Below are 23,430 nucleotides of genomic sequence, written 5' to 3'. Positions count from 1 at the left end.
GCTGATGTTCATTGCCACCCTCCTGCCACTCATGGCGGCATGCTCATCACCGCCCGACACGGCATCGGACACCAGGCCGCTCGGGAACATTACCGCTAGCCCGCGCGAGTGTGACTTGATCTCGGCGAACGCCATCCAGATCGCCACCGGCTTCAAGGATTATCGGGCCATCGGTACAAGAATGAGCGGAGGGCGGCAGTTCGCGTCCTGCTCGGTTGTCGACGGTCTTGCCTTGGAAGGCGAGCTAGGGTTGGTCATCAAGGTCCATGAGCCGTCTCCGGTCAGCCCCGAAGGACTCGAGAACACGAAAGTGGCCACTAGGGGAACCGACCTACCTGCTGGACTGCGACCAGGATTCGCGTCACGACGCAAGGATGCCACCGGCCAAGTGATCGATTTCGTCTACGGCTGGACTCCTGACTACCAGCGTCTCCTCAGCATCGAAGTGACGGAAGGGGCGCCGGGGAGGGATTCGTTGGCGGATGCGGTGGAGTTTTTTCGGCAGCTCAAGCCGCTGCTGCTCACGTCGTCGCGATAGTGGGTTGCCTTGTGGTGGTCGGAGCAGGTGGGCGGCTGTCCAGGGCCTCCGGCGGATCAGGTGGGGAAGTTGGTGAGGTGGGGTTCGGCCTCGGTTATGGATTGGCGGAGGTCGGTCAGGAGGGACGGGAGGCGGTCGGGGGTGTAGCGGGCCGAGGGGATCGAGATGGACAGGGCTCCCACGGGGGTGCCGCGGCCGTTGCGTAGCGCCGCTCCGACCGCCGAGACGCCCTGTTCCGTGTCGTCGAGGTTGAGGGCGTAGCCGCGGGGGCGGATCTCGTCGAGTTCGCGGAGCAGGGACGCGCGTTCCTGCTCGGGCAGGTCCTGGTAGAGGTCGGCGAGCTGGTCGCGGGGCAGCGAGGACAGCAGGACCTTGCCGCCGGAGGCGCGGTGGGCGGGCAGGATCGTGCCGCGGCGGTCGCCGACGTACAGGATCTGCGGGGACTCGATGCTGTCCAGGAAGCGTACTTCGGTGCCCATTCTGACCATGAGGTTCACGGTCTCCCGGACGCGGGCGCTCAGGGCCTCCATGGCGGGCCGGACGTGTGCGCGCAGCTCGCGCAGGGACGAGCCGCCGCCGTCGCCCGCCGCCGGGCCGAGGAAGGGGCCCGGCAGGTAGGTGTGGTGCTCGTCCTGGACGGCGAAGTCGCGATAGACCAGCATCGCCAGCAGGCGGTGCGCGGTCGAGCGGGCGATGCCGAGCTCCTTGGCGACGTCGGTGACCTTGAGACGTCCTTGGTCGCGCAGCATGTGGAGGAGAAGCAGCGCGTTGTCGACCGAGCCCAGGGGGTACGCGGGCTTGTTCTTCACAGCAGAACGCTAGTGCAGTACGCGGAATTACTCCCTAGCGTTGGGCAGCATGAATCCCGATGAGACGTTGTACGTGGACGTCGCTGTCGTGCATCTGTCCTGTTCTGGGCGCAGGTCGGCGACTTGATGCCCGTACGTCCTGGGTTCAGGGCGCGGCTGCATGGGAGACGCTCCATCCGACGGCTCAACGGGCGGTCCAGCGGACGGGTGAGGTGGGTTCGGTGGGTGGGGGTGGCGAGCGGCGGGCCGTCGTGCCGGCCCGCACCGGTCTGGACGGTCTGCCGGGTGTCACCGCGGCCTTCGAGGCGGGCATCCGGTGCCCTGGGGCTGCTGTTGCCTGAGCACCGCTGCATCCGGGGGCGCGGTTGGTTCAGGCGCGTGGGCCGGTTCGAAGTGTTCTGTTTTCCGACACGCCCTCTTGAGGGCCTGCACCAGTATCGAGAGGAGCTCGAGTGAAGCTCGCGACGCTGCGACTGCCGCGCCGTACGGCCGCCGTCCGGATCGACGGGGAGCACGCCGTTGAGGTCGGGGCGCCCGACGTCGGGATGTTGCTGGCCGACCCGCGCTGGCGGGAGGTGGCCGCCGCGGCGGACGGTGCACGGCATCCGCTGTCCACGGCCGACCTGGCGCCCGTGGTGCCGGTGCCGGGGAAGATCATCTGTGTCGGGCTCAACTACCGCGATCACATCCTGGAGATGGGACGGGAGTTGCCGCGGTATCCGACGGTGTTCGCGAAGTTCGCCGAGGCGCTGATCGGGCCGTACGACGACATCGAGCTGCCCGCGGTGTCGGAGGCCATGGACTGGGAGGGTGAGCTGGCCGTGATCGTCGGGTCGGAGGTGCGCGACGCCTCGCCTGAGGAGGCCGAGGCGGCCATCGCCGGGTACTCGGTGCTCAACGACGTGACGGCCAGGGACTACCAGAACCGTACGGCGCAGTGGCTGCAGGGCAAGACGTTCGAGGGGACGACGCCGTTCGGGCCCTTCCTCGTCACACCGGACGAGGTCAGCGGGGCGATGACCCTGGAGTGCGAGGTGGACGGGGAGGTCGTGCAGCAGGCGGACACGGCCGGCCTGGTGTTCCCGCCGGCTGAGCTGATCGCGTACCTGTCGCAGATTCTCACGTTGCGGCCGGGCGACGTCATCGCGACCGGCACGCCCGGGGGCGTGGGCCATGCCCGGAAGCCGCCCCGGTATCTGATGGACGGGAGCAAGGTCGTCACCCGGATCGCGGGGGTCGGCGAGCTGGTGAACACGGCTCGACGCCTGGCCTGACCCGGCCTCACTCCCGGACCGCCTCGGCCCGACCTGCTCTCGCTGGGCGACGACCTATTTCGCCGGTTGCATGTGGGCGGCCGACCTCGACCGTCTCTCGGTGCTGCCGGGGTGCGTGGGGGCTCGGCGGCCGTCGTGGGCCTCTACCGAACTGCACGAGGGTTCGGCAGAGGCCCGAGAGACGGAACGCAGGGGCGGTCCCCGTGGGCGGGTGCAGTGGCGGTCCCGGCGGACGAGTGGGGTGGCCGGCAAGGCGCGCGGTGGCGTCCCGCCTGCGGGTGTCGTGGCGGTACCAGTGGACGGGGGGCAGTCGGGGCGGTGAGCCCTGGGGCCGGTCCCAGGTCGGTACGTGGGGCAGGGCCGCCTGGTCCTTCCCCGGTGACGATGTGCGGGCGGTGATGCGGTGTCTGGTGGGCGACATCGCGCGCCCGGTGCCGTGGTTCCTGGTCCGGGGGCGTGCGCCGGGTCGTAGGGGTGTGCGAGCCGGTCGTGGGGGCTGGTGGTGACGAGGGTGCGGTGGCTGGGGTGCACGGGTTGCGCGTCAGGGAGGAGGGGGCCATGGCAGGGGTAGGTGGGTGGTGGCTGGGGTGTCGGTGCCGGGGAGGATCATGGTCAGTACCTCGGCTGCGCTTCCTGACGTGACCGTCACCGCCTCCGCCGTGCGCAGGTAGCCGGTGGAGACCGTCGTGGTCCCCACCTCCATGCCCGACGCGGGCCGCTGGAGCAGCGTGACGCGCCAGTCGCCGTCGCCGAGGACCACGGCGTCCGTCCGCCGTTCGACCAGTCGTAGCGCGGGGTCGAAGTGCCACAGGCTGCGCAGCGTCCCGGACGGGACCGAGTCGTGTACGGCCATCACGTCCTCGCCGTGCCCGACCAACACGCGGCGGGTCCTGGTCACCCCGTAGGCGTCGTCGGCCAGCTCGAACTCCTGGCGTCCGGGGGCGAGGTCGGCGTGCACCAGGCGGGTGGCCGTGCCGGGACGGAAGTCCCCGTCCGGGACGGGCACGTTGTGGGCCTGCGGGGTACGGGTCCAGGCCGCGTACTCGGTCCGTTCGTAGGAGTGGAACCCGGCCTCGACCAGGATGCGGCGGCCCTGGGCGCTGTAGGTGACGCCGAGGTGGTCCTCGTGGCCGTGCAGGCGGCGGCCGGGGCCGAACCTGATCGAGTAGTGGGCCGAGCGCGGGTCGTCCCAGGCGGTCCTGCCGAAGACGTATCCGGCGTCGAAGACGCGTACGAGAGGGCCCTCGTGGGGGAAGCCGGGGGCGCGGGTGTCGGCCGGGCTGTCGCCGATGGGGGTCAGGCAGCCGTCGGGCTGGGTGGCGTGCGCGATGTAGCCCTCCAGGGCGGTCCGGCGGGCGGCGAGGCGGGCCGGGGGCTCGGCGCCGCTCTCGCTGATCGCGCGCAGGGCCACGCCGAGGCGGCGGTGCACGTACAGGCCGTAGCGGGGGGCCTGTTCGTGCAGCACGCCCTGGGCGTCGACGGCCAGTTCGGCGGATCCGGTCATCCTGCGTACGGCCAGGTCGCGCCACTTGGCGCGGCCGAGGCGGCAGCCGATGAGCAGCAGCCCGATGTCCTGGTCCAGCCCGTGGTTGTGACCCGCGCGGTAGAGCGCGGGGTCGGCCAGGACCTCGCCGTGCTCGGCCAGGCTCGCCCACAGCTGCGGGGTGCGCACGTGCTCGCTCAGGCAGACCAGCACGGGCGCGCGCAGGGCGACGGCGTGCTCGGCCCACGCCCACGGGCTCAGCTCGTGGCCGCCGCGCGGGTTCCGGCTGATCCACTGCGCGGTCACGTCGGCGGCGCGCTCCAGGCAGGCCCGCTCGCCCGTGCGCTCGTACGCGGCGACCAGCCGGCCCGCCCAGCGCAGCGTGTGCAGGTTCAGCGCCCAGGAGCGGTTGCCGTACGGGTCGGCGGTCCAGTCGATCTCCGTGCCGAGGTCGGCGGGCGGCAGGCCGGCGAAGCGGACCCGTCCGTCCATCACCTCCGCGACGTCGGCGGCGGGGAACTGGTCGCTCAGGCAGATGGCCCTGCCGGTGGTCGTGCGGGCACGCCAGAACACGTCGCGGCTCCTGTTTCGGGGCGCGCTGAACTCGCCGCGCGGCGGTCACGCGCCTGCCGGGGTGGGGTCAGTGCAGGTCGGGGGTGGGAGGGAAAGCGGCTCAGTGCAGGTTGGGGGCCTGGTCGGTCCAGCCTGCCGTGAGGACGATCTGCGAGCTGCCGGTCCCGCCCGCGTCGGCGCCGGCGAGGACCTGGGAGGTGGCAGGATCGATGATCAACGTCCGCCGGACGCCGATGGGGAGCGGATAGCTGAACGCCTCCCCGGGACGGCCCAGCGGGTCGGCGCGACCGCCCAGGTAGCGGACGTCGGGCAGGTCGGCCAACGCCCGGTAGGCGGCCGCGCGTACGGCGGGAGGTGACGGCTTGCTCCACAGCAGGCCGCTGAGCGCGTCGGCGAGCAGGCCCGCCGAGCCGGCGGGCAACATCGCGGCCACCCGCTCCTTGAGCGCCGCGGCGTCGGCGGGCAGCTCCTGGATCTGGCGGAACGTCAGGTCGCGGCCCGCCATGGTGAACGGCGCCCGGCCCGTCACCGGGACGACCCGCCCACGCCCCGCACAGCTTCCCTCATGGGCCGGTCCCGAGGGGGGCGCGGGGGTGGCGACGCGGCCCAGGTGCGACGTGGAGGCGGCAGGGGTGCGGGTGGAGGTGGGAGCCGCAGGGGTGGGAGTGGAGGTGGGGGCCAGGGTGGAGGTGATGGTGAGGGCGGAGTTGGGGGCCGGGGTGGCGGTGCAGGTCCAGGCTCGGCCGTCTCTGGTGGCCCAGAGCTCGGTGAGGCGGTCGCCGTCGTGCAGCCGGCTGATGTGCCAGTAGGTCGCCTGCTGCCCGGAGGCCGCCGTACTGGCTGCCGCGAGCAGGATCGAACGGCCCGGCACGGCGGACGGCGTCCCTCTGACCAGCATGAGGGCCACGGCGAGAGCGGCGGCCGTGGCCAGGGAGAGCGCCGACAGCCGCGTCAGGCGCCGGCGGCGGCGCGCGGCCGCCACCCGCCGCCACACCCTGGCCTGGGCGTAGGGTGCGGGCGCCGGATGCCCGTACAGGTCACGGACGACCCGCAGGTCGTCACCGCCAGGGAACGAGCGCGGGTCAGGAGCGGGCCCGGACTGCTCGGGAACGGCGGACGAACGCGGGTCGGGAGCGGAGCCGGGCTGCTCCGAGACGGGAGGGCGGGGGTCAGCCATGGGTGGGCTCCAGGACGTGCGTGCCGAGCAGGCCGCGCAGCTTCTTGCGGGCCCGGCTGAGCCGCGACCCCACGGTCCCGTACGGGATGCCGAGGACGGTGGCGATCTCGTCGTGGCTCAGCCCGGCGAGCGCGACGAGCAGCAGCACGTCGCGGTCGCGCCGGTCGAGCTCGGCCAGGGCGGCGGCCAGGTTGGGACGAAGGCTCTGGGCGCTGACCCGCAGGGCGACGGCCTCCTCGTGGCCGGGCGCGTCGCCGTCGGGGCCGCAGCGTCCGAGCGCCCGCAGCGTGCGGGCCTCCAGCCGGCGCTGCTTGCCGATGAGGTTCGTGGCGATGCCGTAGAGCCAGGCGCGCACGCCCGCCCGCGACGGGTCGTAGTGCGCGCGCTTGCGGAAGGCGGTCAGGAAGGTCTCGGCGACGATGTCCTCGGCGTGGTCGGGGCCGAGCCGCTGGGCGACGTAGGCGTGGATCTCGCCGAAGTACCGGTCGAACACCTCCTCGAAGCGCTCGTCGAGCGTGCGCTCGCCGGGCGCGCGGGCGGCCCACGGCACCGCCGTCGCGATGGTCTCCCCCGTCATGTCCAGCCTCCGTGCGTCAAGTGGTTCTTCTCTTATCACCCGATGCGCCGGATCGCTTTCACGACAATTCACTCCCAACGGTCACATGCCTTTCTTCCGGGTAGGCGGATGGCATGGGGGAGCTGGTCATCGCCCTGGCCGGGGTGGGATCGCGGGGGTTGCCGGTGCTGGAACGGCTGCTGGTCCGGCTGGCCGGGCTCGACCGCGCGGTGACCGTGCGGGCGTTCGACGCGGCGGGCTGCCGTTCCTGGCCCGGCCGTCCGTGCCCGTCTTCCCGACGCCGGCGGTGCCGACGCCGTGACCGCCGCCCTGCTCGGCCAGGAAGAGTGCGGCGAGGACGCGGTCAGCGGCCGCCGAGGAAGCGGCGGACGTCCTCGATCTCCGCCCGGACCGGTTCCTCGGGCAGCTCGCCGAACGGCTGCACGCTCACCTGCGCGCCCTTCCTGGACCACACGCCCGCGACCGTCCCCCCGGCCAGCACGACCGGGCGCAGGACGCCGCCGCCGGGGAACACCTTGGCGGCGTGCTCGGAAGCCAGGACGCCGTCCCGGCCGCGCCAGCCCATCAGGAACTCGTCGAAGGCGGGCACGAGGCGCAGCACGGGCTCGATGGGCTCGGGCGGGTCCTGGGCGGCGCTCGTCCGCCAGGCGGCGCGGGCCTCGCCGAGCGGCAGGCCGGACCAGGCGGCCAGGTCCTCGGGGGTGGCCGGGTGGTGGGCGCGGCGGTAGCGCACGGCCAGCTCCTTCAGCGCCTTCCCGCGGTCGGGCTCGGGCACGACGGGCGCGCCGAGCCAGTCGCCCGCGTGCACGTACGTCGGCTTGCCCGCCCTGGACGGGCCGAGCACCGCCAGGCCGTGATGGGCGGCCAGCGCCATCAGGTGCACGACGCCCTGGCCGCGGGCCCGTCCGGCGAGGCGTTCCGTCAGCTCGGCCTTGGTCAGCGGGCCCTGGCCGGCGAGCGCGTTCACGGCGAGCGGGAGCAGGTCGTCGCCCGTGACGCCCTCCTGCCGCAGGCGGCGCAGGGCCGCGGTGTCGCTGCTGGTGAGGGTGTGGATCCAGGGGAGGTCGTCGGCGTGCACGAAGTGCAGCGTGCCGCGCGGGCCCCACGTCCTGACGATCTCGCGGGCCTGCCAGGCGGCCTCGATGCCGGACGGTGTGAGGGTGGCCGAGCGGGCGCGGAAGGCGAGCAGGGCGGAGGGCACGTCCTGGGCCTGGATCGCGGTCAGATGCCGGACGACGTCGGCCGCGGTGAGGCCGGGCGGGCGGTGCAGGAGCTGGGCCTCGACGCTTCTCATGGACGGGATCATCGCAGGAGGAGGCGGTCGCGCAGGCGGGTGGGGAGGGGGGTGCGCGAGCGGGCGGCGCGGCGGACGGCGTCGCTGCTGTCCCATGCGCGGGCGGCGTCGGCGTCGGTGACATCGTCGGGGGCGTACCGGACGAAGTTCGAAATTTCGGCCAACGGCCTGAGATGAGTGGTGATGTCGGGTGGCTGACCGGTCAGGACGTCCTCGGCGGTCAGCGTCCGCCTGCCGCCCAGCCGCAGGTCGTCGCAGGTCTGCCGCCAGGCGCCGAGCACCCGGTCGCCGGGCGCCCCGCCGCGTCTCCTGGACCGCCTGCGCCACCAGGGCAGCACGGCGGCCGTCGCCGCGTACGCCACCAGCAGGCCCCCGCCCACGGCGGCGGCGAGCACCCAGGGCGACGGCCCGCCGCCGGGCCGCGCGCCCTGTTCCCCGGCCTTCGGGCGGACCGTGCCGGACCGGTCGCCGCCCCCGCGCGTGAACTCGCCCTCCAGCTGCTCGCTCTCCCTGATCGACGAGGAGACGACGTCGTGGTCGTCCTTGGCGCCGCTGCGGCCGGGCGTGGGGTAGAACGGCCGCCAGCCCAGCCGTTCGAACTTGATCTCCGCCCACGCCATGACGTGCCCCGACCTGACGTGGTAGACGCCCCCGGACGCCTGTCCCGGCCGGAAGCCCACCACCACGCGCGACGGCAGCCCGAGCGTCCTGGCCATGAGCGCGAACGTCGCCGCGAACTGCTCCGAGGTGCCCCGGTGCGTGGTCCGCAGGAAGAACTCCAGGCCCTTGAGCGAGTGGCCGGGCGGCGCGGTGACGTCGTAGGAGGCGCTGGTGCGCAGGTAGCTCTGCAGCCGGTACGCCTGCTTGATCGGCGCGTCGGCGCCCTTGGTCGCCTCCTGCGCGAGCTCGCGGAACAGCTTCTCCTGCGGCCCGGGCGGGAACGCGGTCAGCGCGGCGTCGTCGTGCGCGGGGGTGGCCGCCAGCAGGTCCTCCTTGGACGGCTCCGGCACCCTGGACGTCACCTCGTAGGCGAAGCCCTTGCCGGGACGCCTGCCGGTTCCCGCGGCGGGGTCGGCCAGCAGGGCGCCGCTCTGCGGGTCGGCGGCCAGCCCGGGGACGCCGTCGACCTCGACCGGCCGTTCGGCGGCGGGCAGCCACGTCCCCGGCAGCCCGGTGAAGGTCACCCGCTGCCGGACTACCCGGGCGGCCCCCGTCCACTCCCCCTCGGGGACCCGGCCGCCCGTGGGACGGAAGCGGGCCCCGGACGTCCAGCGCACGCCGTCGTAGCGGTCGAGCACGGCCAGCCGCCAGTTGAGCGGCTTGTCCGCCTTGACGGTGAACAGCTCCCTGTCGGGGATCTGCAGCCAGCCCGACACGCGGTCGAGCGGGCTCACGCTGTCCACCCGCCGGGGCGGCGGCAGATCGGCGTCCTGCCTCGGGTCGTACGGCTGCGCCGCCACGGGCAGCAGCGGCCCCACCACCAGCGCCAGTGCGGCCAGGACGGCGGCGGCGGGCAGGCCGCCGAGCAGCCAGAGCGGCGAGCGGTCGTCGCGGACCAGGGCGAGGGCGGCGACGAGCACGAACAGGGCGGCGGCGACCGGCAGGTTCGAGCCCTCGCCGTCCACGCCGAGCAGCAGCGCGGCGGCGAACACGGCCAGGGCGGGGACGGCGGCGACGATCCTGGTGCGGGTGCGGGTGAGGGTCTCGGCGCCGATGACGGCCGCGGCCCAGACGAGCGTGTGCACGAGGACGAGCAGGCGCGGCTCGGGCTGGGCGGGGAGCAGTGTGGTGAGCAGCGCGTGCCAGGCGTCGGCCACGTCGGCGAGCACGCCGGGGGCCAGGCCGTGGTAGAGCGGGATCGTCCCGGCGAGCCAGGCGACGAGGTCGAGCGCGAGCGCGAGCCACAGGGGCCGCCGCGCGGTGAGCGCCGCCACCAGGACGGGGGCGACGGCGGCGGGCACGATCGCGAGCAGGAGCTCCGCGCCGGGGAAGACCCGGTGGAACCCCCACCCGGCGACCCCGGCCACGGCCGCCACCACCACCAGCCCGACGCCTCCCCGCCACCCCACCCCGGACGCGCGCGCAGAAGGGACAGGGGCGGGCGCGGGCGCAGAAGGGACAGGCGCGGGAGAAGCGGGGGCGGGAGCGGGAGAAACCGGAGCGGGCGCGGGGGGTTGTGGAGGTGTCATCGGGGGGTCCAGGCGAAGGGGAGGGCGGCCAGGTCGGTGAGGGGGATGACCGTGACGCCGGGCACGCTCACCGACCCCGGACCGGTCAGCACGCAGATCACCCGGTCGAAGCGCCGCCGGACCCCCGCCGCCCGTCCCGCCTCGGCCGCGTCACCGGTGACCAGCACCAGCGACCCGCCGCCGCGCGCCACCCGCATGATCTCCCCCACGCCCGCCGAGCCCGGCCGCGCCAGGGCGAGCCGGTCGAGGATCGCGTCGGGGTCGGCGTCGGCCTTGGCGTCGGCCGCCGCCCGCTCGCCGGCCAGCACCCGCACCGGGAACCCCGCGCGGGCGGCCGCCACCGCCACGGACGCCGCCGCGTCGACCGCCAGTTCGGTCAGCTCCCGCGTGTCCAGGACGACGGTCGTGGTGGGCAGGCTCGCGTCGATGAGCTGGCGGACCATCAGCGTGCCGGTCCTGGCGCTGGAGCGCCAGTGGACGTGCCGCAGGTCGTCGCCCACGACGTACTCGCGCAGGGTGTGGAAGGTGACGGTGCCGCTGGGGGCGTTGTCGCTGGTGGGCCCCTCCAGGTGGTGGGCCCGGCCGGACGGCGGCACGGACAGCGCGACGGTGCGCGGGCGGACCAGGAGGGTGACGGCGTCGCCGTACCGTCGCACCCGGCGCGTGAGGCCGAACGGGTCGGCCCGGACCAGCAGCAGCGGCCCGACCGGGATCTCACCGCGCACGTCGGTGGGCAGCGGGTAGGAGACGGTGCGCGCGGCGTTCCTGGGCAGCCGCGGCAGGCCGATCAGGTGCTCCGACGTCCCGACTCGGTCCTGGACGCGCAGCCCCGACAGGCCGCGCCGGCCCCGGTTGACCACGTTCAGCACCGCGACCGCCGCCTCGCCCCTCGGCACCTTGAGCGGCGTCACCTCGCGCCGCACCTCCAGGTCGGGCGCGGGGGCCGTCCAGGCGAGGGCGGCGGCCAGGGCGAGCACGCCGCCGGTGGCCAGCACGACCGGCTCGGGGTAGCCGAGGGCGAAGCCCGCCGCGTAGAGCGCCGCCGAGCCCGCGAGCGTGGCCCACCCGAGCGGGGTGAACAGGGCAGTGAGCCGCATCTACGCCGCCTGCGGCACCGGCATCCCGGCGAGGATCTCGCCGAGCGCGGACGCCGCGCCGATCTCGCGCAGCTCGGCCTCCGGGGTGACGATCAGCCGGTGCGCCAGCACCGGGACGGCCAGCGCCTTGACGTCCTCGGGCACCACGTAGTGCCGTCCGGCGGCGGCCGCCCTGACGCGGGCGGCGCGCAGCAGCGCGAGGCTTCCCCGGGGGCTCGCGCCCAGCCGCAGGTGCGGGCTGGTACGGGTGGCCGCGCACAGCCCGACGATGTAGTCGTAGACCGGGTCGGCCACGTGGATCCGGGAGGCGAAGTCGATCATCCCGGCCACGTCCGTCGCCCGCGCCACCACCGGCAGCCGCTCGACCTGCGGCCCGGTCGGCCCGCCCTTGAGCACCTCGACCTCCGAGACGTGGTCGGGGTAGCCGACGGAGATCTTCATCAGGAACCGGTCGAGCTGGGCCTCGGGCAGCGGGTACGTGCCGTCCATGTCCACCGGGTTCTGCGTGGCCACCACCAGGAACGGCCGCGGCACCGGGTGCGGCTCGGCGTCCACGGTGACCCGGCGCTCCTCCATGACCTCCAGCAGGGCCGACTGGGTCTTGGGCGAGGCCCGGTTGATCTCGTCGGCGAGCACGATGTTGGCGAACACCGGGCCCTGGTGGAACTCGAACTTCTGGTGCGCCTGGTTGAAGATCGACACGCCGGTGATGTCGCTCGGCAGCAGGTCGGGGGTGAACTGGATGCGCCGCCACTCGGCGTCCACGCTGGCCGCGACCGAGCGGGCGAGGGTGGTCTTGCCGGTGCCCGGGACGTCCTCGACGAGCAGGTGGCCCTCGGCGAACAGGCAGATCAGGGCCAGTTCGACGGCCTCGCGCTTGCCGCGGACGACGCGCTCGATGTTGCCGGCCAGGAGCTGGAACCGCTGGGCGAACTGGCCGGCCAGGGCGGCGGGCTGCTGGGCCTGGGCCATCTGGTCCGGGTAGTTGTACTGGGTCAACCGGTCCCTCTCCTCAGTCGGTGCACTCGAAGAGCGGCGGCGCCGGGAACGAGCCGCGGGGCGTGGTCATGAGCGTCTCGCTCAGATAGGCCACGCCGCCGTTCCACTCGATCCTGTTCCAGACGTCGCTGGTCTCCTTGCTCTCGTCCTCCGTGACGCTCTGGCCCTTGACCTGGCAGATGACGGTGATCGAGAGGTACTGCCCCTTCGGGATGCGGCCCGCCTCGCCGGTCTTCGTCGCGGCGGGGCGGACCAGCGTGTCCACCACGTTGTTGTTGGCGTTCTTGTACTGCTGCCTCGGGTAGGTCAGGTCCACCTCGACGGAGGCGACGTCCGGGCTCTCCCCCGCCTGGTTCGTGGCCTTGAGCTTGAAGGCGTACTTCGCGTTGTTCTTCAGCCCGTCCACGCTGAACGACGTCCCCTTGATCGCGTCGTTCGCGACCGCGCCGCTGAGCTGGTAGGTCACGCTCGGGTCGCCGTTCTCGGGGGCGCTCCAGGTCAGCTCGGCGCCCCGGTTCCTGGGCCTGGCGGCGAAGTTCGACGGCGCCGCGGGCGCCACGCAGGGCCTGGCCCCCGCACTCCGCTCCGACTCCACCTCACCGCCCGGCCAGTGGGCGACGACGACGAAGGTGTACTCCTGGGCGCAGTCGCCGCCGGTGAACTCGAACTGGAAGGGCCCGTCGGCGTTCACCGACTGCGGTTCCGGCCGTCCCTCGCCGGACGCCTTGAGCGTGTAGCGCTCGACCTTGCCGCCGGTGGACGGGCTGAAGGTGACGGTCACCCGGCCGGGGCCCGACCGCGCGGTCACCGCGCCGGGCGCGCCGGGGGCGGCGGTGGGCGTCGGGGTCGGAGTCGGGGTCGGGGTCGGGGTGGTCGTGGTCGTGGGGGTCGGCGTGGCCGTCCTGGCCGGGTGGCGGGGCCGCTCGGTCTGCTTCGTCCTGGTCGGGTCGGGTTCGCTGGTCTCGGGCGGATCGTCCGGAGGCGGGTCGGGGATCGTGGGGTCGGGGCGCGGGGTCTGCTTGGGCTTGGGGGTGTTGGTCGGCCCCGGTACGTCGGAGTCGTCCTTGTCCACGTCGTGCTTGCGGCCCTCGGGGTCGATGACCAGGGCCTTGTCGCCGTTCTCGTCGTTGGCCCAGAGCAGGCCGTCCTTGACGAACACGTCCACCGGGCCCGGCCCGTCCGCCACCTGGAGGGTGGTGGGCCGCCCGCCGGCGGCGCTGTCCCAGACGATCAGCGCGCCACGGCTCTTGTCCGGTACGTACACCTTCGACCCGAGCACCTGCGGCACCCCGAGCCCGGCGGGGTCGTCGGTCGCGAACCTGGTGCTGAGCACGGCGTTGGAGGAGGTGTCGAGCACGACGAGCAGCCCCGAGCCGCCCGGCGTCAGCACCGGGACGAGCGGGCCCTCGGTCGAGGCCGGGGTGAGCACGCCGCCCTTGGCCGCCCGCGCGACCTCCTTGGGCAGGGCGATCTCGCCGACGCCGCCGTCCGCGCCGACGGTGACGGCGGTGGCGGCCCGGGTGTTGACCACGACGGGCAGTCCGCCGGCGATGGTCACGGCCAGTTCCTCGCCCGGTTCGCCCACCTTGACGGGGGTCGCGGCGACGCCGCCGGACACCGGCACGACCTGGCCCCTGGCGGTCACCGGCACCCAGAGCCTGCCGCCGCCGTCGATCCTGGCCGCGCCGAGCGGGCCGGGCAGAGTGATGGGCGCGCCCACGGCGTTCAGCGTGACCGGGTCGATGCGCTGGACGCGGCCAGCCGCCGGATCGACGGCGTAGGCCGTGCCGCCGGAGACGGCGAGCTGCGTCCCGGCCGCGCCGAGGTCGCGGGTCTGGGTGACGGTGAGCTGGCTGGGCTCGACCCGGCTGACGAAGCCGGTGCGGTCGTCGACGAGCAGCACGTTCGTGCCGTCCTGGACGACGCGCAACTGCTTGCCGGCCTTGTCGTCGAGGTAGCCGTCCACCTCGCCCGACAGGCCGTTCACGTGCACGACCCTGCCCTTGGCCTTGGTCCACAGCCACGCGCCGACGTCGGCCAGCTCCGGATTGGCGCTGGAGACGCCCACGCCGAACCATGCCGCCGCGGCCACCAGGAGCACGGCCGCCCCACCGGCCATCAGGGCCGTCGCCCGGTCCCCGCCGAGCACACGGATGGACAACCGTTACTCACCCCGTATGTGCGATCACAGAGAGTTTGCCCCGCTTTAACCTGGATCACCCTAGCGGGCGGGAGTCCCATCCGCGTCCGTACCGGCTGGTAGCCCGCGCCGGGTTCCGTGTCTGTCGGTGTGAAGCCGTACCTTAGTGCGCGTGTCCGAACAGCCCCTGACCCTCGACGCCGCCCTCTCCGAGGAGGCGGTGCTGTCGACCTACCGCCGCATGTTCGCCGCGCTGGCCCGCGACAGCGGCGCGGTGGTCGACGACCCCGCCCTGGTCGACATCGCCGAGACGCTGTTCGCGGCGTTCGCCGAGGCGGGCGAGGAGTGGCTGACGCACGAGCAGATGCGTTTCGCCTGCCGGGCCTACCCCAGCGACCAGTTCGACAACCGGCTGCGGGTGCTCAAGGGGCTCGGCGCGATCCGCGAGGTGTTCCCCAAGCCCAACCAGCTCCGCTACCGCGCCTCGTTCACCAGCGTCGTCGGCCTGATGTTCATCCGCCGCATGATGGACGACGGCGGCCAGTCCGAGATGCACCGCCTGCTCGCCCTGGAAGACCTCAACGTCGCCGACCCCCGCACCACGAGCGAGGAGGCCCGGCAGAGCGCGGTCAACCTGGCGCGCGCGTTCCGGCTCTGGGCCCTGGAGCTGATCACGCTGACCACGGGCACCATCGAGGAGCTGCGCGAGCAGGCCCCCAAGCTCTGGGGCACCGAGGAGATCGCCCGGCGCGCCCAGGGCCTGCACGGCACGATCCTGACCCGCTGGCCCGAGCTCGACCGGGTCTGCACCGACCTGCGCGCGTCCATCTACTCCTACAGCGACGCCTCGCGCCGCGCCGCCGGCCGCCTGGCCGACTCGGCGGGCACGACCCGCAACCTGACGCTGCTGCCCACCGAGACGTGGCGCACGTTCGCCCAGACCGCCTCCAAGGAGCGGCTGGCCTCGGTGCTCGACGGGTTCGTCTTCGACGCGCCCGCGCCGTGGCACGATCCGGCCGCCGTCGCGCGGGCGGTCGACGAGGCGCCGCGGCCGGCTCCGGTCCAGCCCACTCCCCCGCGTTCGGCGCTGCCCGACCCCGGGCCCGAGGGCTCGCTCGACTCCTCGCCGGGGGCCGCCGTCGAGCGGCTCACGCAGGTGGCCGAGTCGCTGCTCGGCGCCGCCTCCCGGGTCGCGCTGGCCGACGTGATCGGCTCCGACTGGCCCGCCGCCCGCCGCCTGCTCGCCGACCTGACCACCGCCGACCTGCGCCCCGAGCTCCCCTACCGGCTCACCTGGTCCGACGGCCTGACCGTCGACCCCGACGGCGAGCCCGCCTGGCTGTCCCACGGCTACCTGGAGCGCACCTCATGACGTCCACCGGTTCTCCGGCCTCCGAGCGCGGCCGGTCCGCCGGTCAGGCGCTCGCCCACGCGCGGGCGCGCTCCGGCGGGCCGCTGCGGCTGGGGGCGGGCGTGCCCGCGCCCGCCGGGATGACCCGCCTGACCCGGCCCGACTCCACCGGGCACGCGCTGCCGGTGTGGCCCGACGGGGTGACACCGTCGCTGCTGGAGGAGTACCAGATCGCCGCCGTCCCGGTGGAGCGGGCCGGCGAGACGCGGCGGGTGCTGGCGGCCACGCTCAAGTGCTGCTGGAACGATCTCTCCGTCGATCCGTGGCCCGGCGACCCGGCGCCCGTCGAGCTGGTGCTCGACACCTACCGGGCGCTGATCGGGCGCACCGACGACCTGATGCGCAACTGGGCGCGCGGCGCGCTGCGGCGGCTGCACGACTCGGCGTGGATCGTCCTCGACGACGGGGTGGTGACGCTCGGGCCGCGCTGCGCGCTGTGGCCGGCGGAGTCGCACGCCCAGTTGCAGGAGCTGGTCCGCCGCCTGCCCGAGCCCGAGCGGCCGGAGCTCACCGTGGTGGGCGACGCCGACATCGTGGCCGCGGCGGTCCTGCCCCTGCCCGGCGCGGGCGGGCGGGCCGAGCTCGGCGTGGCCGAGTTCGACGACCTGCTGGGCGCCTACGACGAGCGGCGGCGGGCCGAGCTGGTGGCCGCGTTCATGGTGGTCGAGCACGCCGCCGAGCCGGTCGCCGAGGGCCGCTTCGCCGCGCTGCGCGACCCGGCGCTGCGCCACACGCTCGGCGAGATGCTGGCCCGCCGCGGCCGCGTCCTCATCCAGCTGCGCGAACGCTGGACCTCGGGCTACGACGACACCCACACGGCCGCCCTGGCCCAGCCCCCGTCCCCCGCTCCCGAGCCGGAGGCGGTCCTGGAGACGGCGGGCGCGGCGGCGGCGGATCGCCCGCCGGCGGTCGCGGCGGGCGCGGGGCTCGGCGTGAGCGAGCGGGCGGTGCTGACGCTGGTGCTGGTCCACTCTGTCGCGATCCCCCGGGCCGAGGGCCTGCTGCCGGAGGACTCCTGGCTGTCGCCGCACCCCACCCCGGTCGAGGAGCTGCGCCGCCACACCCAGGTCCCGATCGGCGAGCTGGAGTCGGCGCTGCGCACGCTGCGGCACGCCGGTCTGCTGGCCCAGGTGAAGGCCGGCGAGGAGGCGGGCGGCTACGTCCCCGGCCCGCAGTTCCACCGGCTCACGCCGGCGGCCCGGCGGCGGCTGCAGGAGGAGCTGATCCTCGCCGCCGGCCCGCACACGCCGCTCGCGGCGGCCGTACGCGCCCGCAGGTCGGCGCAGTGAACGTCATGACAGATGGAAGGGTTACGGGGGTTCGGGTGTCGCAGATGGAGAACGTCGTCGGAGACCGGGTGCTGATCGCCGTGCAGGCGGTCAACATCTCACGGCTCTCGACCCATCCGGTGCCCACGGTCCCCGGCACGCTGATCGTCGTCGCGGGCGCGGGCCCCAAAGACTCCAACGGCGCGGGCAAGTCGTCGTTCATCGCCTCGATCACGGCGCTGCTCGGCGACGAGCAGTGGCGCTTCGCCTCGGGCGCCAAGGCGGTCTCCGAGCTGCTCTTCAACGCCGAGCTGGCCAGCGGCGCGGGCGCCCGCCAGTGGGCGAGCGCCGACCACGGCTACATCGTGGGCGTCTTCGGCCCGCCCGGCATGGACTCCTTCGCCCCGCCGCCGACCGCGCCCGAGCCGTCCGCCGCGCCCGACCTCACCCTGACCGAGGAGGGCGAGGCGGGCGAGGAGGGCGAGCAGGACAGCGGGGAGCTGTTCGAGGTGCCCGACACCTCGGGCGGCGCGATCACCGTGTGGCTCAAGGTCAACCAGGAGGCTCCGCACCTGGAGATCCGCTGGCGGGAGGGCGTCCACCTGGCCGCCTCGCCGTCCGAGGCCGAGCGGGTGGCGCGGGCCGACGAGATCTGGGCGTCGCTGCCGAGGTCGGCGGGCAAGCGCGACGTCGTGGCCCGCGACCTGACCAAGGTGCTCTACGGCGACCGGGTCAGGTGCGTGTCGTTCCTGTCCACGTCCGTGCGCAGCAAGGTCGCCACCAACCTGCTCTCCCAGCCGCTCAACGAGATCTCCCCCGAGCGCGTCTTCGAGGCCATCGCGGCGCTCACCGGCCTCGACGCCGAGCTGGAGCAGGAGCGCGAGGCCCGGCGCGACGAGCACGCCAAACGGGTGCGGGCGGCGCAGGCGGCCGACCGGCTGGCCGAGTTCGAGGTGGAGTCCAAGGCGCTGCTCGGCACGTTCGACCGCCGCGACCAGGCCCGGGTGCGCCTGGCCGAGGCGTTGCGCTGCTGGCGCGGCAGGCAGGCGCGCAAGCTCGCCGACGCCGCCGCCAAGGACGAGCTGCTGGCCGCCGACCTCGGCCGCCACCGCGCCGCGGGCGAGTCGGCGGCCGAGGAGATCGCGCTGGTCAAGGCCGAGATCGCCACGCTGCGCGAGGACACGCTCGACCGCCAGGTGTCCCAGGCCCGCAAGGAGCTGGCCGCCCTGCAGGCCCGTACCACCAAGCTCGACGCCGACCGCGCGGTGGCCGAGAACTCCGCCGACGAGCTGCGCGCCGCGATCCCGGCGCTGGAGGAGACCCGCAGGTTCGCCGACGGACGCGACGTGCCCGCCGCCGAGGCCGAGCTGCGGCAGGCCGGGCTCCGGCTCAACGAGGCGCTCAAGGCGCTCGGCGTGGCCGACCAGGAGGTGTCCTCGGCGCGGGCGGCGCTCGACGACGCCGAGGGCGGCCCGGCCGCGGCCCAGCTCGACGCGCTGTCGGCGGCGGGTGTCGGGGCGACCGGCCTGCTCGACGCCCTCGACGTGGCCGAGCAGGCCCGCGACGCCGCCCTTCCCGGCGCCCGCCTGCGCGGCTGGCCGCACGAGCACGCCGTGATCGTCGACGCCGCGCGGCTCGGCGAGGCGGCGCGGGCCCTGGCCGACCTGCCCGGGTCCGTGCTGGTCAGCGCGGCCGGGGTGAGTGTGGTGGGGGCGTTCGACGGGGTGGCGACCGGGCGGGAGGCCCGCATCAAGGCCGCCGGCCAGCGGCTCAACCGCGCCGAAGACGCCCAGGAGAGCGCCGCGGAGGTGGTGCGCGAGGCCGAGGAGGCCGTCGCCGAGGCGCAGCGGCGGCTGGAGGGCGCGCGGGCCGGGGTGCGGCTGGCGGAGCTGGAGGCCAGGCTGGCCGAGCGCCGTGACCGGCTGGTCGGGCTCAACGCGGCGATCGAGGAGCTGGCGCCGAAGGTCGCCGAGGCCGAGCGGCAGGCGGGCGCGCTCGACTTCCGGGCCCGTACCCGCGACATGGAGATCGAGCGGCTCGACGGGCGGCGGCAGCGGCACGAGAGCGAGCGGGCGCAGGCCCGCGAGCAGGAGGCCAAGGTCACCGCCGAGCGGGAGGCGCTGCGGCTCGACGCGCTGGCCGCCGACTGGGGCGGCACGGTGGAGACCGCCCGCGAGTGGATCGCGGCGCTGCCGGAGGAGGAGCGTCCGCGCGCGGCCGAGGAGTGGTGGCGCGTCGCCGAACGCCACTTCGACCAGGCGCTGCGCGACACCTTCCCCGAGGAGGACGCCGAGATCCCGGAGGAGCTGGCGTTCCTGCTGTCGGAGCGGGGCGGCAGCACGGCGCGCGAGCAGGCGACGTTCGCGGCGGTGTGCGGGTCGCTGGCCTCCTACCTGCGCGGCCAGGAGGAGTACGAGAAGCACCAGCGGCGGCAGATCGAGGCGCAGGTCGTCACCCGGCAGCGCGACCTGGCGGCGGCGGCCCGGGGCGCGGAGGAGGCGGCGCAGTCCACGGCCGTCCACCGGGCGGCGCTGACGGCGGCGATCAAGGCGAGGCTGACGCGGGTGGCCGAGGAGTTCGAGAAGCTCGACACCTCCTACGGCGGCTACGGCGCGACGCTGGAGTTCCCGGTGCCGCCCGCGCCCGCCGACCCCGAGCAGCGCTGGCAGTGGCGGGTGACGCCGAAGTGGCGGCGGGGCGAGGGGCAGGGGTTCGTGCCGTACAACCGGCGGGCCAACACCGCGCTCATGGACGAGAAGGCCGTCAAGCTGGTGTGCGCGGCGGCCATCGCGTCGTCCGGCGGCGGCCATCTGTGCCTGGTGCTCGACGAGCTCGGCCGCAACCTGGGCAAGGAGCACCGCAGGGAGGCGGTCGCGCTGTTCCGGCGGATCGGCGAGACGTACGGCATCACGGTGATCGGCGCGCTCCAGGACGACATGGAGCCGTACGCGATCGACGCCTGCGGCCAGTACGTCAAGCTGCGGCGGTCGTCGGACGCGATGCCGTACAACGAGCCGCCGGTGATCGTCGGCCACGACCAGCACGCCGAGCGGGTGCGCGCGCTGGCCGCGTACGTCGACCGGGGCCAGCCGGTCAGCCGGCCGGTCGAGCAGCCGGTGTAGCGGGCGCGGGGAGGGCGGGTCAGGCGGCGCGGCCGAGGTCGTCGGCCGCCAGGGCCCGGCGGAAGTCCTCCCCCGCGTGCTCGACGGCCGTGAGCTGCACGGCCTCCCGCCGGAACACCATCGACAGCCCCCAGTCCGCCAGTACCCGCGCCTTGTGGTTGAACGTCGGCACCCAAGCCAGGTGGTACGCCCGGTGCGCCAGCCACCCCAGGAACCCGGTCAGCCGGATCGCGTGCACCTGCGCCACGCCCTGGTGGTGGCCGAGCCCGGCCACCGACCCCAGGTACGCGTGCCGGTACGCCTTCAGCCGTCCTCCCCTGACGTGGGCCGCCAGGTTGCGGGCGAGCAGCTTGGCCTGGCGCACCGCGTGCTGGGCGTTGGGCGCGGTGAACCGGCCCGGACGGGTCAGGTCGGGCACCGCCGCGCCGTCGCCGGCCGTGAACGCGTCCGCCAGCCCGGCCACCGTCAGGTATTCGGTGGCCCGCAGCCGTCCGGCCTCGTCCACGGGCAGCCCGCTGTCGGCGGCGAGCGGGCTGGGCCGGCCGCCGGCCGCCCACACCAGCGTCCCTGCCTCCAGCGACGTGCCGTCCGACAGCCGGGCCACGCCGCCCTCGGCCGAGTTCAGCCGGGTCTCCAGCCGCACGTCCACGCCGCGGGCGCGCAGCGCGTCCACGGTCCAGCGGCCGAGGCCGGGGTGGAGTTCGGGCAGGATGCCGCCGGTCGCCTCGACCAGGGTCCAGCTCAGGTCGGCAGGTTCGATCCCGTCGTGGTAGCGCAGGGCCTCGTCGGCCAGCCCCTGCATCTCGGCCAGCGCCTCGACGCCCGAGAACCCGCCGCCGACCACCACGAACGTCAGCGCCCTGCGCCGTACCAGCGGGTCGTCGGTCGAGGCGGCCGCGGCGAGCTGGGCCAGGACGTGGTTGCGCAGGTGCACAGCCTCGCCGAGGCTCTTGAACCCGACCGCGTGCTCGGCCAGCCCCGGGATGGGCAGCGCGCGGGTGATCGACCCGGCCGCCATCACGAGGATGTCGTACGTGAGCGTCCTGGCCGGACCCTGGACCGGCTGGAACCGCGCGGTGCGGGCCTCGTGGTCGACCCGGATGACGTGGCCGGTGAGCACGCGCGCGCCCTTGAGCACCCGGTTGAGCGGGGCGACGACGTGGCGGGGCTCGATCGTCCCGCCGACCGCCTCGGCCAGGAACGGCTGGTACGTCATGTACCCCCGCGGGTCGACCACGGTGACCGTCACCTCGCCCGACCGGATCAGCCGCCGCAGCCCGCGGGCCGCGTACATCCCGACATATCCACCGCCGACGATCAGAATGTGCTTGCTCATCGTCCGCCCCTCCTCATCAGGTTCTTCACCAGGAGGACGGGACAGCCCCGGCGGATGTGACAGGAGAACCCGGTTCATCGCAGGGAGATGTCGCCGGTCTCCGGCAGGGCGAGCAGGCAGAGCAGGCTCAGCAGGGCCATCGCCGAGACGTAGAGGCCGACGCCCATGACGCCGAGGCCGCTGGTCTGCAGGCTGGTGGCGACCAGCGGCGGCACCGCCCCGCCCAGCACGCCGCCGAGGCTGTAGGCGACCGAGGCGCCGCTGTAGCGGAACTCCGTCCTGAACAACTCGGGCAGGTACGCCCCCATCGGCCCGAAGATCAGCCCCATCAGCCCGAGCGCGCCGGCCAGCGCCACCCCGGCCAGGACGACCGACCCGGTCTCCATCAGCGGAAACATCACCAGCCCCCACACGACGGCGACGGCCGTGCCGGTGAGCAGGGTGCGGCGGCGGCCCAGCCGGTCGCTGACCACCGCCGAGACGACCGTGCCCGCCGCCATGAACAACACGCCGACCATGGTCAGGGTCAGCATGGCGGTCTTCGGGATGCCGAGGGTGGCGGTGCCGTAGGACAGGCAGTAGGTGGTGGCGGTGTAGAAGAGCGTGTAGGCGACGGTCATCGCCCCGGCGGCGAGCAGCACCCGCCGCCAGTGGTGGCGCATCAGCCCGGCGAACGGCACCTTGGCGATGCGGCGCTGGTCGAGGGCGGCCCGGAAGACCGGCGTCTCGGAGATTCGCAGCCGCACGTACAGGCCGACGACCACGAGGAGCAGGCTGGCCACGAACGGCAGCCGCCAGCCCCAGCCGCCGAACTGCTCGTCGGTCAGCGTCTCGCCGAGGATCAGGAACAGCCCGTTGGCCACGATGAACCCGGCCGCGGGGCCGAGCTGGGGGAACATCGCGTACAGGCCGCGTCTGCCGGGCGGGGCGTGCTCGGTGGCCAGCAGCGCCGCGCCGCCCCACTCGCCGCCGAGGCCGATGCCCTGGGTGAAGCGCAGCAGCACCAGCAGCACGGGCGCGGCCACGCCGATGGCCGCGTACCCCGGCAGCAGGCCGATCGCCACCGTGGACAGGCCCATCACCAGCAGCGAGACGACCAGCATCGACTTGCGGCCGACGCGGTCGCCCCAGTGACCGAACACCGCCGACCCGAGCGGACGCGAGACGAACGCCACCGCGAACGTCGAGAACGCGGCCAGCCGGCCGGCCACGGGGTCCATGCCGGGGAAGAACGCGGTGTTGAGCACCAGCGCGGCGGCGGTCCCGTAGATGTAGAAGTCGTAGAACTCGATCGCGGTGCCCATGAGGCTGGCCATGGCGATCCTGGTCGTGCTGGGCGCCGAGACCCGGGGGGAAGTCTTCACTTCATGTCTCACTATCCGGACTGACATCTTGTCAAGCGGTACAACGACGCTACCACCTGCGCAATGTCACACAGCCGCCCGATAGATTCGTCGGCAAACGTCGCCTTTTGAGAGGACCGCACCTTGGCCGTGGAACTGGTCATCTTCGACTGTGACGGGGTACTCGTCGACAGCGAGCGCATCTCGGTGCGCGTGGGCACCGCCGCCCTGCGCCGCCTGGGCTGGACGATCGACGAGAGCGAGTACGCCGAGCGCTTCGTCGGCTGCAGCAACGAGTACTGGGACGAGCAGGTCGGCGAGACGCCCCCGGGCTGGCACGACCAGATCACCCAGGAGTACCTGGCCGCGATGGAGGCCGAGCTGCGCGCCATCGAGGGCATCGAGTCCGCCCTCGACCGCCTGGACATCCCCTACTGCGTGGCCTCCAACGGCCGGCACGCCAACGTCCGCAACAGCCTGGAGCTCACCGGCCTGGCCCGGCGGTTCGACGGCCGCGTCTTCAGCGCCGAGGACGTCGCCCGCGGCAAGCCCGCCCCCGACCTGTTCCTGCACGCCGCGGCGACGATGGGGGCCGCGCCGGAGGGGTGCGTGGTGATCGAGGACAGCCCGTTCGGGGTGCGGGCGGCGATGAGCGCGGGGATGCGCTGCCTGGCCTTCGCGGGCGGCCTGACGCCGCCCTCGCGCCTGTCCGGCCTCGGCGCCACCCTCTTCCACGACCCCACCACAATCCCCGACCTGATAGCCACCCTCCCCTGACCCACACTGCCCCCGACACCCGC

The 23,430-nt window shown here is 74.1% G+C and carries 17 protein-coding genes; 6 read left to right on the top strand and 11 right to left on the bottom strand.

Features of this window, described 5'->3' with window-relative positions:
- The first annotated feature begins 4 nt into the window (after positions 1 to 4).
- On the top strand, positions 5 to 538 hold the full coding sequence (locus ACIBK9_RS38985; protein ID WP_397163810.1) for a hypothetical protein: 534 nt from the start codon (positions 5 to 7) through the stop codon (positions 536 to 538).
- A gap of 56 nt (positions 539 to 594) precedes the next feature.
- Here ACIBK9_RS38985 and ACIBK9_RS38980 read toward each other — a convergent pair whose 3' ends face one another.
- Positions 595 to 1,347, bottom strand: a complete 753-nt coding sequence (locus ACIBK9_RS38980) for an IclR family transcriptional regulator (RefSeq protein WP_397163808.1) — start codon at positions 1,345 to 1,347, stop codon at positions 595 to 597.
- Between the two features lie 452 nt (positions 1,348 to 1,799).
- Between ACIBK9_RS38980 and ACIBK9_RS38975 the strand changes: the two genes are divergently transcribed.
- Complete coding sequence (locus tag ACIBK9_RS38975; protein WP_397163807.1) at positions 1,800 to 2,621, top strand: fumarylacetoacetate hydrolase family protein; 822 nt, start codon at positions 1,800 to 1,802, stop codon at positions 2,619 to 2,621.
- Between the two features lie 541 nt (positions 2,622 to 3,162).
- On the opposite strand, the gene ACIBK9_RS38970 is transcribed toward ACIBK9_RS38975, so the two are convergent.
- The 8 genes from ACIBK9_RS38970 to ACIBK9_RS38935 form a co-directional block, all read right to left on the bottom strand.
- Positions 3,163 to 4,677 carry a heparinase II/III family protein gene (locus ACIBK9_RS38970; protein ID WP_397163805.1) on the bottom strand — a complete coding sequence of 505 codons (1,515 nt, stop codon included), beginning with the start codon at positions 4,675 to 4,677 and terminating at the stop codon, positions 3,163 to 3,165.
- 100 nt (positions 4,678 to 4,777) lie between these two features.
- Positions 4,778 to 5,854 carry a hypothetical protein gene (locus ACIBK9_RS38965; RefSeq protein WP_397163804.1) on the bottom strand — a complete coding sequence of 359 codons (1,077 nt, stop codon included), beginning with the start codon at positions 5,852 to 5,854 and terminating at the stop codon, positions 4,778 to 4,780.
- Positions 5,847 to 6,431 (bottom strand): RNA polymerase sigma factor, encoded by a 585-nt coding sequence (locus ACIBK9_RS38960; protein WP_397163802.1) that lies wholly within the window; start codon positions 6,429 to 6,431, stop codon positions 5,847 to 5,849. The genes ACIBK9_RS38965 and ACIBK9_RS38960 overlap by 8 nt, the downstream gene beginning before the upstream one ends.
- A 343-nt stretch (positions 6,432 to 6,774) precedes the next feature.
- Positions 6,775 to 7,725 (bottom strand): winged helix DNA-binding domain-containing protein, encoded by a 951-nt coding sequence (locus ACIBK9_RS38955; RefSeq protein WP_397163800.1) that lies wholly within the window; start codon positions 7,723 to 7,725, stop codon positions 6,775 to 6,777.
- Positions 7,726 to 7,733: 8 nt separating this feature from the next.
- On the bottom strand, positions 7,734 to 9,767 hold the full coding sequence (locus ACIBK9_RS38950) for a DUF3488 and transglutaminase-like domain-containing protein (RefSeq protein ID WP_397163799.1): 2,034 nt from the start codon (positions 9,765 to 9,767) through the stop codon (positions 7,734 to 7,736).
- 143 nt (positions 9,768 to 9,910) lie between these two features.
- The gene (locus tag ACIBK9_RS38945; RefSeq protein WP_397163797.1) at positions 9,911 to 11,011 is read right to left on the bottom strand and encodes a DUF58 domain-containing protein; all 1,101 of its coding nucleotides are present in this window, start codon (positions 11,009 to 11,011) and stop codon (positions 9,911 to 9,913) included.
- Positions 11,012 to 12,010 carry a MoxR family ATPase gene (locus tag ACIBK9_RS38940; protein ID WP_358285117.1) on the bottom strand — a complete coding sequence of 333 codons (999 nt, stop codon included), beginning with the start codon at positions 12,008 to 12,010 and terminating at the stop codon, positions 11,012 to 11,014.
- Positions 12,011 to 12,023: 13 nt separating this feature from the next.
- A complete protein-coding gene (locus ACIBK9_RS38935; RefSeq protein ID WP_397163795.1) occupies positions 12,024 to 14,171 on the bottom strand; it encodes a fibronectin type III domain-containing protein in 2,148 nt (715 codons plus the stop codon).
- A gap of 151 nt (positions 14,172 to 14,322) precedes the next feature.
- Between ACIBK9_RS38935 and ACIBK9_RS38930 the strand changes: the two genes are divergently transcribed.
- Genes ACIBK9_RS38930 through ACIBK9_RS38920 form a run of 3 tightly spaced genes read left to right on the top strand, consistent with a single transcriptional unit; the run spans position 14,323 to position 19,951 of the window.
- Entirely contained in the window at positions 14,323 to 15,522 is a 1,200-nt protein-coding gene (locus ACIBK9_RS38930) for a hypothetical protein (RefSeq protein ID WP_387664334.1), read from the top strand.
- Complete coding sequence (locus tag ACIBK9_RS38925) at positions 15,519 to 16,850, top strand: hypothetical protein (RefSeq protein WP_397163794.1); 1,332 nt, start codon at positions 15,519 to 15,521, stop codon at positions 16,848 to 16,850. The genes ACIBK9_RS38930 and ACIBK9_RS38925 overlap by 4 nt, the downstream gene beginning before the upstream one ends.
- 44 nt (positions 16,851 to 16,894) lie before the next feature.
- Positions 16,895 to 19,951 carry a chromosome partitioning protein ParA gene (locus ACIBK9_RS38920; protein WP_397163792.1) on the top strand — a complete coding sequence of 1,019 codons (3,057 nt, stop codon included), beginning with the start codon at positions 16,895 to 16,897 and terminating at the stop codon, positions 19,949 to 19,951.
- Between the two features lie 19 nt (positions 19,952 to 19,970).
- Here the strand turns inward: ACIBK9_RS38920 and ACIBK9_RS38915 are convergent, their stop codons facing one another.
- Together ACIBK9_RS38915 and ACIBK9_RS38910 are read right to left on the bottom strand one after the other, a co-directional pair.
- Positions 19,971 to 21,287 carry an NAD(P)/FAD-dependent oxidoreductase gene (locus tag ACIBK9_RS38915; protein ID WP_397163790.1) on the bottom strand — a complete coding sequence of 439 codons (1,317 nt, stop codon included), beginning with the start codon at positions 21,285 to 21,287 and terminating at the stop codon, positions 19,971 to 19,973.
- Positions 21,288 to 21,361: 74 nt separating this feature from the next.
- Entirely contained in the window at positions 21,362 to 22,651 is a 1,290-nt protein-coding gene (locus tag ACIBK9_RS38910; RefSeq protein ID WP_397163788.1) for an MFS transporter, read from the bottom strand.
- Positions 22,652 to 22,780: 129 nt separating this feature from the next.
- Here ACIBK9_RS38910 and ACIBK9_RS38905 point away from each other — a divergent pair, with 129 nt between their 5' ends.
- Positions 22,781 to 23,407 (top strand): HAD family hydrolase, encoded by a 627-nt coding sequence (locus ACIBK9_RS38905; protein ID WP_387665295.1) that lies wholly within the window; start codon positions 22,781 to 22,783, stop codon positions 23,405 to 23,407.
- Positions 23,408 to 23,430 lie beyond the last annotated feature (23 nt).

This window comes from Nonomuraea sp. NPDC050227 (assembly GCF_044459705.1).
GTDB lineage: Bacteria > Actinomycetota > Actinomycetes > Streptosporangiales > Streptosporangiaceae > Nonomuraea.
This window is presented reverse-complemented; position numbering and strand designations above follow the sequence as displayed.